Source organism: uncultured Aquimarina sp., from assembly GCF_947492405.1.
Taxonomy (GTDB): Bacteria; Bacteroidota; Bacteroidia; order Flavobacteriales; family Flavobacteriaceae; genus Aquimarina.
Window position 1 is genome coordinate 265,457 of the sequence record NZ_CANLMP010000003.1, and the last position, 13,550, is coordinate 279,006.

Annotated in this window: 7 protein-coding genes; 2 read left to right on the forward strand and 5 right to left on the reverse strand. The window is 36.1% G+C overall.

From position 1 onward, the window contains the following. The first annotated feature begins 74 nt into the window (after window positions 1–74). Window positions 75–5,783, forward strand: coding sequence for an FG-GAP-like repeat-containing protein (locus tag Q0829_RS12730; RefSeq protein WP_298543377.1), 5,709 nt, complete (start codon window positions 75–77; stop codon window positions 5,781–5,783). Window positions 5,784–6,011: 228 nt separating this feature from the next. Further along, window positions 6,012–9,278, forward strand: a complete 3,267-nt coding sequence (locus tag Q0829_RS12735; RefSeq protein ID WP_298543380.1) for a hypothetical protein — start codon at window positions 6,012–6,014, stop codon at window positions 9,276–9,278. A gap of 239 nt (window positions 9,279–9,517) precedes the next feature. Here Q0829_RS12735 and Q0829_RS12740 read toward each other — a convergent pair whose 3' ends face one another. The 5 genes from Q0829_RS12740 to Q0829_RS12760 all read right to left on the reverse strand — a co-directional run bounded on the left by Q0829_RS12740 (window position 9,518) and on the right by Q0829_RS12760 (window position 13,383). Then, window positions 9,518–10,375: a nuclear transport factor 2 family protein gene (locus Q0829_RS12740; RefSeq protein ID WP_298543382.1), complete on the reverse strand. Its 858-nt coding sequence runs from the start codon at window positions 10,373–10,375 to the stop codon at window positions 9,518–9,520. 28 nt (window positions 10,376–10,403) lie between these two features. After that, the gene (locus Q0829_RS12745) at window positions 10,404–11,279 is read right to left on the reverse strand and encodes an NmrA family NAD(P)-binding protein (protein ID WP_298543384.1); all 876 of its coding nucleotides are present in this window, start codon (window positions 11,277–11,279) and stop codon (window positions 10,404–10,406) included. Window positions 11,280–11,590: 311 nt separating this feature from the next. Next, window positions 11,591–12,010 (reverse strand): Ohr family peroxiredoxin, encoded by a 420-nt coding sequence (locus tag Q0829_RS12750; RefSeq protein ID WP_298543386.1) that lies wholly within the window; start codon window positions 12,008–12,010, stop codon window positions 11,591–11,593. A 28-nt stretch (window positions 12,011–12,038) separates the two neighbouring features. Continuing rightward, window positions 12,039–12,404, reverse strand: coding sequence for a hypothetical protein (locus tag Q0829_RS12755; RefSeq protein ID WP_298543388.1), 366 nt, complete (start codon window positions 12,402–12,404; stop codon window positions 12,039–12,041). A 37-nt stretch (window positions 12,405–12,441) separates the two neighbouring features. After that, complete coding sequence (locus Q0829_RS12760) at window positions 12,442–13,383, reverse strand: alpha/beta hydrolase (protein ID WP_298543391.1); 942 nt, start codon at window positions 13,381–13,383, stop codon at window positions 12,442–12,444. Window positions 13,384–13,550: the final 167 nt, after the last annotated feature.

The following is a 13,550-nucleotide window of genomic DNA, read 5'->3' on the forward strand; positions in this document are numbered from 1 at the left end:
ATCACAGTTTTGCTGGCTCAGAATTTTCTGCAGAAGGTACTTTTAGTATTGTAGATTTAAGAAACTTTATAGAATTGGATACTGCCAATTTAACTAATGTTTTTCAAAGTGCTGTTGCCTGGGGTGATTATGATAATGATGGCGATTTAGACTTATTAGTAATCGGTAAAAAATCTATAACTACAGCAACTGATCCCATTTCAACAATTTATACCAATGATGCAGGAACATTTACTGCATTAGCTTCTGCAAATTTGATAGGAGTACAATCTGGAGCTGTGGAATGGGGTGATTATGATAACGATGGGGATTTAGATCTACTTATAACAGGTTTGGAAATTGGGAATACTCTTATATCAAAAATCTATACCAATACTGGAGGTTCATTTACAGAGTTAACAACCGCTAATTTGCCAGGAATCGCTTTTGGAGATGTTGCTTGGGGCGATTATGATAATGATGGTGATTTGGATATATTCTTAACGGGAGGTATTTCTAAAATATATACCAATGATGCAGGAACGTTTACAGAGCTCGCTAGTGCTAGTTTCCCAAGATTAAGTAGCGGTTCTGTAGATTGGGGCGATTATGATAATGATGGCGATTTAGATGTATTACTAACAGGATACACTGGAAGTTTAGATATATCGAAAATCTATACCAATGATGGGGGAACTTTTACAGAATTGACCTCTGCTAATTTAACCGGTGTCTCGTATAGTTCAACAGCTTGGGGTGATTATGATAATGATGGCGATTTAGATGTTTTGTTGTCTGGATACACAGGAAGTGCTAGAGTAACAAAAGTATACACCAATACAGCCGGAAGTTTCACCGAACTTGCAACAGCCAATTTATTAGGCGTACAAGAAGGTTCGGTAGCTTGGGGTGATTACGATAATGATGGGGATTTAGATATATTATTAACGGGTTCTGGAAGTGGCGCTACAACTAGAATATATACGAATACCGCAGGTGTTTTTACACAACTTATTACAGACGATTTACCTGGATTAGTAGTTAGTGATGCTGTTTGGGGTGATTATGATAATGATGGCGATTTAGACATCGCATTGGCAGGGGTTACAAACAATTCTTTCATTTCTAAAATATTCACTAACAATATTGCAATTGTGAATACACCACCTACAGCCCCAACGAATCCAACAGCCGTGGTCAATGGAGATGCCATAACTTTAAGCTGGACAGCCAGTACCGATGCAGAAACTCCAAGTAGTGGTTTAAGCTATAATGTATATATAAAAGACGCTTCGACAAGCTCAGGATACAAAGTTAGTCCTATGGCGCAGGAAAATGATGGATGGCGTAAACTACCTGCTATTGGTAACTCCCAGGGTAATGCCAGCTATAAATATATTTTTTCCGCAGCATGTACCGATAATTATACCTTTAAAGTACAAGCTATAGATCATAATTTTGCCGGATCAGCTTTTTCTTCAGAAGGGAGCTTTAGTATAGTAGATACTACTAACCCAACAATAGTAACACAAGATATCATCGTACAGTTAGATGCTTCAGGAAATGTAAGTATAACTCCTGCTCAGATTGATAATGGTTCTTCAGATAATTGCGGAATTCAATCTATGAGTTTAGATGTAACCTCATTTGATTGTACGAATGTTGGAGCGAATACGGTAACATTAACCGTAACTGATGTCAATGGAAATTCAGATACCAATACGGCTATAGTAACTGTGGAAGATAAGATTGTACCAAGTGTAATCACCCAAGCTATCACCGTACAATTGGATGCTTCAGGAAGTGCAAGTATCACTCCAGCTCAGATTGATAATGGTTCCTCAGATGCTTGTGGTATTCAATCGGTTAGTTTAGATACTACCTCATTTAATTGTACCAATATTGGAGCAAATACAGTGACCTTAACGGTAACCGATGTCAATGGAAACTCGGATACCAGTACTGCTATAGTAACTGTGGAAGATATCGTAACACCAATTATAATTACTCAAGATATCATCGTACAATTGGATGCATCAGGAAGTGCAAGTATCACTCCTGCACAAATTGATAATGGTTCTTCTGATAATTGCGGAATCCAATCGATGAGCTTAGATATTACCTCATTTGACTGTACGAATGTTAGAACAAACACAGTGACCTTAACGGTAACTGATGTGAATGGAAACTCAGATACTAATACTGCTATTGTAACTGTAGAAGATACCGTTACACCAAGTGTAATTACTCAAAATATCACTGTACAGTTGGATGCTTCAGGAAATGTAAGTATCACACCAGCTCAGATTCATAATGATTCCTCAGATAATTGTGGCATTCAATCGATGAGTTTAGATGTAACATCATTCGATTGTATGAACATTGGAACAAATACAGTGACCTTAACAGTAACTGATGTGAACGGTAATTCAGATACCAATACCGCTATAGTAACTGTTGAAGATACCGTTTTACCTAGTGTAGTTACACAAGATATCACCGTACAATTAGATGCTTCAGGAAATGGAAGTATCACTCCAATACAAATTGATAATGGTTCTTCTGATAACTGTGGAATTCAATCGATGAGTTTAAATATCACATCATTTGATTGTACGAATGTTGGAACAAACATGGTGACCTTAACCGTAACCGATGTGAATGGAAACTCAGATACCAATACTGCTATAGTAACTGTTGAAGATACTGTTTTACCAAGTGTAGTTACACAAGATATCATTGTACAGTTGGATGCTTCAGGAAATGTAAGTATCACACCTGATCAGATTGATAATGGTTCTTCTGATAACTGTGGAATTCAATCGATGAGTTTGGATACTACCTCATTTGATTGTACGAATGTTGGAGCAAATACAGTGGCCTTAACCGTAACTGATGTTAATGGAAATTCGGATACCAATACCGCTATAGTAACTGTTGAAGATACCGTTGCACCAAGTGTAATCACTCAAGATATCACCGTACAATTAGATGCTTCAGGAAATGCAAGTATCATACCTGCACAAATTGATAATGGTTCTTCTGATAACTGTGGAATTCAATCGATGAGTTTAGATATTACCTCATTTGATTGTACCAATGTTGGAACAAACACAGTGACATTAACCGTAACTGATGTCAATAGTAATTCTAATACTAATACCGCTATCGTAACATTAGAAGATAGCGTTGTACCAATTGTAATCACTCAAGATATCACTCTACAATTAGATGCTTCAGGAAATGCAACTATCGTACCTGTACAAATTGATAATGGTTCTTCTGATAACTGTGGCATTCAATCGATGAGTTTAGATATAACCTCTTTTGATTGTACAAATATTGGAACAAATACAGTGACCTTAACAGTAACTGATGTCAATGGAAATTCTGATACCAATACGGCTATAGTAACTGTGGAAGATACCGTTTTACCAAGTGTAGTTACACAAGATATCACTGTACAATTAGACGCATCAGGAAATGTAAGTATAACTCCAGCTCAGATTGATAATGGTTCTTCAGATGCTTGTGGAATCCAATCGATGAGTTTAGATACTACTTCATTTGACTGTACGAATGTTGGAACAAATACGGTGACTTTAACCGTAACTGATGTGAATGGAAACTCGGATACCAATACGGCTATCGTAACTGTGGAAGATACCGTTTTACCTAGTATAGTCACACAAGACATCACTGTACAATTAGATGCTTCAGGAAGTGTGAATGTCAAACCAGCTCAGATTGATAATGGTTCTTCAGATAATTGTGGAATCCAATCCATGAGTTTGGATGTTACCAATTTTGACTGTACGAATGTAGGAACAAATACGGTAGCATTAACCGTAACTGATGTGAACGGAAATTCGGATACCAATACGGCTATAGTAACTGTGGTAGATACCGTTACACCAAGTGTAGTTACACAAGATATCACTGTACAATTATACGCATCAGGAAATGCAAGCATCACTCCGGCTCAGATTGATAATGGTTCTTCTGATAATTGCGGAATTCAATCCATGAGCTTAGATAGTATTTCATTTGACTGTACCAATGTTGGAACAAACATGGTTACCTTAACCGTAACGGATGTGAATGGAAACTCAGCTACCAATACTGCTATTGTAACTGTGCAAGATACCTTTACACCAAGTATAATTACTCAAGATGCCACAGTGCAGTTAGATGCTTCAGGAAATGTAAGTATAACTCCAGCTCAGATCGATAATGGATCTTCTGATGCTTGTGGGATTCAATCCATGAGTTTGGATGTAACTTCATTTGATTGTGCGAATGTCGGAACAAACACGATAACCTTAACGGTAACCGATGTCAATGGGAACTCGGATATCAATACTGCTATCGTAACAGTAGAAGATACTATTGCGCCAAGTGTAATTACTCAAGATATCACGGTACAATTGGATGCTTCAGGAAATGTAAGTATAACTCCAGCTCAGATTGATAATGGTTCATCAGATAACTGTAGCATTCAATCGATGAGTTTAGATACTACTTCATTTGATTGTAGTAATGTTGGAACAAACACAGTGACCTTAACGGTAACTGATGTGAATGGTAATTCGGATACCAATACGGCTATAGTAACTGTGGAAGATACTATTACACCAAGTGTAATCATTCAAAATATCACTGTACAGTTGGATGCTTCAGGAAATGTAAGTATCACACCAGCACAGATTGATAATGGTTCCTCAGATAATTGTGGAATCCAATCGATGAGTTTGGATGTTACCAATTTTGATTGTACGAATGTAGGAACAAATACGGTGACTTTAACGGTAACTGATGTGAATGGTAATTCAGATACTAATACTGCTATCGTAATAGTAGAAGATACTATTACACCAAGTGTAATCACTCAAAACATTACTCTACAGTTAGATGCTTCAGGAAATGTAAGTATCACACCAGCACAGATTGATAATGGTTCCTCAGATAATTGTGGCATCCAATCGATGAGTTTAGATGCTACCAATTTTAATTGTACGAATGTTGGAACCAATACAGTGACTTTAACGGTAACTGATGTGAATGGAAACTCGAATACGAATACTGCTATTGTAACTGTGGAAGATAGAATACAACCTGTAGTGGTATGCCAGGACATAACGATTCAATTAGATGCTACTGGAAATGCTAACATCACTCCTGCGGATATTGACAATGGTTCTAATGACGCCTGCGGAGTTGTTTTAACACTCAACAAAACACAGTTTTCGTTAGCTGATGTAGGAGTCCATACAATTACACTTACAGCAACTGATTCTTCAGGTAATATGAGTAGTTGTGACGCTTTGATCACAGTAGAAGATAATATACCTCCCGTAATTACTTTATTAGGAGATGATCCTCAAATAATTACCAAAGGTTCCGGTTATATGGAGTTAGGAGCCACTACAAATGATGGATCTGAAGTAGTTATTGATAGTTCTGATTTTATGGATGCTACCGGTACTTATTATATTTCATACAATGCAATGGATAGCAACGGAAATATGGCAGAAGAGGTTATTAGAACCGTAATTGTAAATAATCCTGATCCGATTTTGGAAGTATTTCCTAATCCTGCTTCAGATTATATAAGAATTTTAAACGTTGAAAATCTTAAAGGTTTGGAAATTTATGATATGACAGGAAAGAAAATTCACCAATTTAATCAGCAACAGTTACAAGAATATATAAAAGTTGACCATTTATCTGCAGGAATATACTGGTTAAAGGGATATTTTCCTCCTAAAGGATCTGTATCCAAAAAAATAATGATTAAACGCTAGTAGGTACTGCCATTTATCAAATGAAATTACCTGCTGAAATCATTTCTTTTTTAATTCAGACTAAAAATAATTTGGTTCTGTTTATGGTTATTTCATCAAAACGCTGGTATAAGGCAAATAGATATTAAAATAAAACTTCTCAACTCACAAAAAAATAAATAGGGTATATACATACTTAACTGTAATCCTTATGACGGAGAATAAAATTTCGAATAAAAAATTTTAAACATGAAAAAAAATACCCCGATATTAATCTTATTATTCTTTAGCCTTTTTGGATTTTCGCAATCCTTCAATTATCAAGCTGTGGTAAGAGATGTCACAGGTGATCCGATTTTGAATCAATCGATTGGCGTACAAGTACAAATTTTAGAAGGTGTAGCACCCGATAATCTCGTATATACCGAAACACATACGGTTACCTCAACAGCTCAGGGAATCATATCATTGGCTATTGGAACCGGAGCGACTACGGATACTTTCAGTACGATTAACTGGAGTCAGCAAAATCAATGGATTGGTATTGCCGTAGATATTACCGGTGGAACTACCTATACCAGTATAGGAACTACCAAATTACAACAAGTACCATATGCGTTATATGCAGCCAATTCTGGTGATAAAACATTTAACACAACTAATAATGTAACTAGTAATGCTTCTGGAGATATCGCTACCGATGATTTTGTGTTTGGAAGTACACAGTTAGCAGATGACACCAATACTACAGATGATAACAGAAGAATGTTCTTTGATAAAAGCAAAGGAGCGTTTAGAGCTGGTATTGATGCGAATAACAAGTGGGATGATGCTAGCGTGGGTATTAATTCTACTGCATTCGGAATTGATAATGTAGCAAGTACTTTTCAAAGTTTTGCAGCTGGTGCTCATAATAATGTTTCTGGTTCTGAGTCGACAGCTTTTGGTTGGACCAATACGGTTTCAGGAAGAAGTGCTTTGGCTTCTGGAGAAAACCTAGCAGTTGAGTCTCGCTCACAAGTGGCATTAGGTTCCTATAATACCATTGTTTCTGGAAATGCTGGTTTATTGATACCTACAGATAGACTTTTTGTAATTGGTAATGGTACTGATACAAATAGAAGTGATGCGTTAACGATCCTTAAGAATGGAAATACCACTCTAAATGGTCAATTAACTATTGATGGCGATAATACAGGAGCAGGAACGGCTTATACATTACCCGCTCAAGATGGAACCACGAATCAGGTAATGACAACAGATGGTTCTGGAAATGTATCCTGGACAGCACCTTCAGGTACTTTTTCTACAGCATCAAATATTACAAGTAATAGCAATGGAACCATAGCAACAGATGATTTTGTATTTGGTAGCACACAATTAGATAATATTACTAATAATACAGATGATAATGCCCGTATGTTTTTTGATAAAGATAAAGCAGCATTTAGAGCAGGTATTGTGAATGATTTCGAAGAAGGTACCCCAATTGCTGGTGATTTATGGAATGATGTAAATATTGGGTACGGATCTGTTGCCCTGGGAGTAGATAATGCTGCCAAAGCAGGTAGTTCTGTAGTATTGGGAAGTAATAATAGTATTGAATTTGGTTCCTCCAGTTCTGTTGCCTTAGGATTATCGAATACGATTAATGGAAATGGTTTATCGGCATTTGCCATTGGTGATGGTAATACAGCATCTGGGATTTTTGCTGGAGCAATAGGTGCTAACAATAACGCTGGTGGAAATGGTAATATTGCTATAGGAAGAGGATTAACGACCAATAATAAAGATGCAATTGCCCTAGGGTATTTTAACACCGAAATAGTCGGAAGCCCTGGAGTCCCGAATCCAAATCAACCATTGTTAATTTTAGGAAACGGAACGGATGCAATGAATACTTCGAACGCTTTGGTTATGTTGCATAACGGAAAAACTACCTTAAATGGTGAACTGACCATTGACGGCGATAATACAGGAGCTGGAACTTCTTATACATTTCCAGCGCAAGATGGTACTGCTAACCAAGTGATGAGTACAGATGGAGCAGGAAATGTTTCCTGGATCAATCAACCGACAACACCCAATGTATCATTTTCTACAGTAGGTAATGTAACCAGCAATGCTCCAGGAACTATTGCTACCGATGATTTTGTATTTGGAAGTACGCAGTTAGATGATATAGAAAATAACGCAAGCGATGATGTTAGAATGTATTTTGATAAAAGTAAAGGAGCTTTTAGAGCAGGTAGTGCATTAGCTTCAGATGGGTTTACAGGTGACTGGAATACATTAAACACAGGATCTTTTTCTGTGGCAATGGGACGAGGGAACCTTGTACAAGGTACAGCTGCAACATCCTTTGGTAGTTATAATAATGCAGGAGGAGAAAATGCATTCGCTGCGGGATCTCAAAATTTAGCCTCTCGTCCATCAACAGTTGCATTGGGAGCTAACAATAGTGTTTCTGGATTTTATGCAGTAGGAATAGGTCGCGGAACTCAATCTACTACGTATGGACAACATACGATAGGATTATTTAGTGAGTTTGTAAACGGAAGTGATGGAGCGTATATAGCTACAGATCCATTATTTGTTATCGGAAACGGAGTGGATGATAGTAATAGAACGAATGCCTTAGTAATGCGTAAAAATGGTAATACACAACTAAACGGATCATTGACCATTGATGGAGACAATGCAGGAGTAGGAGCAGCCTATACATTGCCAGCACAAGATGGATCTGCAAATCAAGTGATGACTACGGATGGTTCTGGTAATGTTTCCTGGACAGCAGTAACTGCAAATGATGCTGATGCCGATCCTACAAATGAAATTGAATTACCAGCAGGAGGTACCAATGGACAAATTTTACAAACTAATGGAAGTGGAGGATATACCTGGGTTAATGACGCTGTAAACGATGCGGATAATGATCCTACCAATGAAATCGAATTACCTGCAGGAGGAACTAGTGGACAAGTATTAATCAGTGACGGTTCTGGTGGCTCACAATGGGCTTCTAATGTATCTGCAGCTACTGTAGAAACTCCAGCTTTAACAATCACAGGTTTGCCTAGTTTTTGTGCCGATCTGAGTGGAACATTAGTGCTATTTGGAGCGGGTAATTTCTTTAAAGTTCCTACATGGAGAACAAGTGATGCTACAGTAACTAATTTACATGATAATGGTAATCATTTTAATGAAACTACAGGAGGATTTACAGCACCCGTGAACGGATTTTATTTCTTCTCTGCACAGGTGCGTTTTGATGGAGTTAATTCAGGGTTCTTTAGATTATTAGTTGGAGTAGAAGGAGCATTAGCTTTAGATAACGGATTACATGCTATTTCACAAGGAGATGCAACTACAGATTTCCATACCTTAAGTGTAAGTGGGGTATTAAGATTATCCGCAGGAGAAAAAGTACATGTCAATGTAACTTCAAGTACTGATAATTCCTGGAGTTTACAGACAGAAAGCGGATTTAGCGGATATCTGATCAGTAGATTTTAATAATTTGCATCACATATCTTAGAGCTAGATATAAGTAAGAGGAAAACATTAAAAGTCCAATTTTTAAATTGGACTTTTAATGTTTTAAACAAATGTAAGTTTTTGCAAACTGGTTTTAAGTTTGAAACTTCGAAAATGTATTTATATATGGTAAAGTCAATCAATTTATACCATGTTTTTTATTTCATAATCTCTGCAGGATTGGCTTACATCTTTACTGACAAAACTCTACTTTTTATTCATTCGTGACCTCGGAAAGGCTTGGTCATTTTGTCCATTTCTTCATTTGCCTCTTGACCTAAAGCATTAGCATAGGAAGCAGAATCTGCATGCTGATGTAAACTCGTTATTTTCCCATTTTCCATTTCAATTATATGAGTAAATTCTGCGGTAAAATCTTGTTGTTTGATTTTGGTTTTACCTTCATAAACTCCTCGTACAATAAATTGATTGTTCGCGACAATAAACTCTTTAGGGTATCCTTGCAGATATTCAAAAGCTGAGAAAAATTTAGGAAATACATTATTGAGTAAGTTGTCCTTCCCTTTATAATCTCCTCCAGCTCCTATACCTAAGGCAAAATGCCAATTAATATCATCAGATAAAGTTGCAGCGACTTTTTCACCATCTCCATTTAACGCTGCATTGTACCATTGTTTTAGTACATATAAATTCCCATTAGGAGTATTAAAAATTTCAGGTAAATTCATTTGTAGATGATGGGTGTCTGTATATGCCATTACCTTATAAATCTGTTCATTCTTAATGTACCATATATGAAGAAAAGGTACTTTGAAATCATTTTCAGTATCTTTTGTTCTTCCTACATAATTCCCTTTTCCAATAACTGCTCCATCTATCTCAAAAAGCTCTTCAGGCTCCGTAGCCCATGATTCAAAATTAGACATTAAAGCGGGTAAGTATTGTTCCATTACACTTACACGTCCTTTGTAAATACCTCCTCCAGGATAATTTTTTAAGACTTCAAAATGAACATCCTCTGTTAGTATTTTTGGATTCCAAGTAGTATACCAGCTATATGTTGTTTTTAAATTAAGTGATAATTCTTGCGGATTTTTAATTTCTGAAAATTTCATGATTTTAAATTTTTGTTGATTTTATTTTTTAAACGAAAATATTACGATGCCCTTCTATAAACTGTTTAAACGTACGTGGCCTTTTTCCTGTTACTTTTTCATAATCATCAGTTTTATGAGCCATTGCGTCCTGTTGTTGTACATATTGATTTAGTTCTGATAACGCATTAATAGTCCAGTTGTCTAACCCGAACCGTTGTAAGGAGTTTTCAAATTGTTCATGAGTAATAGGCACGTATTTTATGGTCCTTCCTAAGACTTCTGAAAGGATATTTGCCATGTCATGAAAGCTAATTATTTCTGGGCCAGTTATATTGAATTCTTTGTTCTCAAAATCTCTCTCATTCAGTAATACTGTTTTGAAAAAAGTGGCAATATCTCTAATGTCGATGGTTGCAACTTTTGTGTCAGCCATCGGCAAATAAAAAGCATTGTCACGTTTGATGTTTTCAGCCTGCATTAAAATGTTTTGCATAAAGAAATTAGGTCGAACAATAGTATAAGGGGTTCTTTCCTTTTTTAGATAGTTTTCTGATTTACCGTGAACAGCTAATATTTCTGATGGAGAACTGTCATCAGCGCTAAATGCAGAAAATTTGACTAAATGTTTTAAGCTACTATTTTTCGAGACATCGATGTAAGCTTTTTCAAGTTCCAACTGTTTTGAAGAATTTCCTACATTAAGCAATGCTACATCTGTTTTTGATAGTTGACTTTGGTAACTTTTGGGATTTATTACATCACCTTTGATTACATTTAGACCTTTTTTTCTAAGTCCATTTATAGTATTTTCTGGTGATGATTCTTTAACTAATGCAGTTAATTTTGAATTCGTTTGTTCTAATTCCTTTACAATGTGAGATCCTGTATTTCCAGTAACTCCAGTTAAAAATATATTTTTCATACCCTTGTTTTTAAACTTTAATTTTTAGATATCACAAATGTATAGCTACAACTAGGCTACCATATAACCAAAAATCAAGGTTATGCAACCATTTTCCAGTATGATAGATTATCAGAAGAGAAGGAGGGGCTTGATAGCGCTAAGAATCTACCTGCTATACCCAACTTTATTAGAGCAAAATATCAGATGACCAAATTATTTTAATGTTCCTATAGCAAAAAACCTAAACTACTTACTCTTTCAGTTTAAGCATCAATTTTTCCCATGGATAATTTATTTTTAGTTAAATCATATCTTAATCTTAATTGATTTCAACTAATTTCTTTCACTAGTTTAATATTTACATTAATATTGTTTCTAGTAGCTTTTGAATAAGGACAGTTTTTATGCGCTTCTTGAATTAATAAATTAGCCGATTCATTGTCCAATCCTAAGAGAGATACCTCTAAGTTTACTCCGATTTCATAACCACCATCATTATCTTGGCCAAAATCTACTAAGGCATTAACTCCTGTTCCTTTTAAGGTTATCTTATACTGTCGAGCCATTACATGAATTGTACTTTCAAAACAGGCTGCATAACCAGCTGCAAACAATTGCTCGGGGTTTGTGGCCGTTCCTTTATTGTCCATTTTTAGTTTCAAAGAAATTACTCCGTCATCTGAAGTAATTTTCCCCTCTCGACCTCCAACGGCATAAGCTTGAGCAGTATAAATTTTTTTCGTTATCATATCTTTGAAAATTTTAATTGAGCATTAATTACAGTCCAAGTGTATGTTTGAAGTCATCCCAAAAGGAATGAAAATGCGAATCATACTTGCTTAGTTCCTCCTTGTATGCTTCGATGTCTTTTTTGGAAAGCAGTATCTCGGCATCCAATCGTATGGCTTCAATAATATCTTTAGAATATTCTACACCAAAACTTTGGAGTTCTTTGGACATATTATCGATAGCTTTATGAAGGTTGGTGCTCCTATCATTATTGATATTCTTTACCTTTATATGGTGTTCTTCTATGAACTTTTGGAATATTTCATTGTAATAGTTCCCAATACTTCCATATCTCCTGATAATCCGATTGTGTACATACTTAGATTGTCTTTCTATCATTCTTTTGCCTGTCATCTTTCCTGTTTTTAATTTTTCATCCTTTTTTTTTGAATTAATAAAGAAACATCCTCAAAATCGAAGCGGTTTCTTCAATCGCAGTTTTCCCTTGTGGAATAATGTCTCCAAACTGAAAAAAACCATGAATCATTCCGGAATATCGAATATTGAATGCATCGGTGCCTGCCTCGCGTAACTTGAGGGCATATGTTTCACCTTCATCTCTAAGAGGGTCAAACTGGGCGGTCAAAATAAATGCAGGTGGCAATCTGGAAAGATCTTTGGACCAGAATGGGGATATATCCTCATGTTTTCTATCATCACTTTCAGTCAAGTAATAATCATAACCTGAGAGCAATCCTTTAGAGGTCATAAAATAGCCCTCATCATAATCTTGAAATGACTTGCTGCTCCCTAATGCATCCAGCATAGGATAAATTAACACTTGCAATTTGATGTTAGGGCCCTTTTTATCCCGAGACCATCTACTCAGAACTGTTGCAATATTTCCTCCTGCACTATCTCCGCCAACTCCTATTCTTGTAGTGTCACCTCCTAACGAAGATCCATTTTCTGCACTCCAGTTAAGCACTTCCCAGGCATCTTCTAATGGAGCGGGGAATTTAAATTCGGGAGCTCTTCTATAATCTACAGCGAGAATAATACAATTGGAAGCATTTGCTAAAGATCTTAATGGAATATCATGTGTTTCTAAATCTCCCAACGCAAAAATTCCTCCATGAAAATAAATCAATATAGGGACGGTCTCCTTTGTTGGGATGTAAGCTCTAACTTTTATGTTTCGACCGTTCGTCTGAATTAAAACATCCTCTATTTTATAGACCGACTCGCTCTCACCAGCCCAAGACCTTATATACAAATATCCTTCACGCCTTTCATTTACACTAAGAGTCTCCTGAGGAGGTTGTGGATTTTTATTCAGTTCGGTTAAAAAACTTTCTATTTCCGGCGGTATTTGATCATTAAATTTTTTCATAACACTAAAAGGTTTTATTTAATTTTTCAGGATTTGAACATAGGAGCGTAGACCTCGCTTATAGAAATTAGTAGAATAACATTGATAGTAGCAACGGATAATGTTTCCAAAATCTCCAGTGGTAACATGAAAAAGAATAAGATTTACACTAATTGGAGCCAGCAATA

What these genes read in the sequence shown, in the direction of transcription:
- Q0829_RS12735 (WP_298543380.1), top strand. Translation starts at nt 6,012, where the DNA reads ATGAAAAAAAATACCCCGATATTAATCTTATTATTCTTTAGCCTTTTT.
- Q0829_RS12740 (WP_298543382.1), bottom strand. Translation starts at nt 10,375, where the DNA reads ATGAAATTTTCAGAAATTAAAAATCCGCAAGAATTATCACTTAATTTA.
- Q0829_RS12745 (WP_298543384.1), bottom strand. Translation starts at nt 11,279, where the DNA reads ATGAAAAATATATTTTTAACTGGAGTTACTGGAAATACAGGATCTCAC.
- Q0829_RS12750 (WP_298543386.1), bottom strand. Translation starts at nt 12,010, where the DNA reads ATGATAACGAAAAAAATTTATACTGCTCAAGCTTATGCCGTTGGAGGT.
- Q0829_RS12755 (WP_298543388.1), bottom strand. Translation starts at nt 12,404, where the DNA reads ATGACAGGCAAAAGAATGATAGAAAGACAATCTAAGTATGTACACAAT.
- Q0829_RS12760 (WP_298543391.1), bottom strand. Translation starts at nt 13,383, where the DNA reads ATGAAAAAATTTAATGATCAAATACCGCCGGAAATAGAAAGTTTTTTA.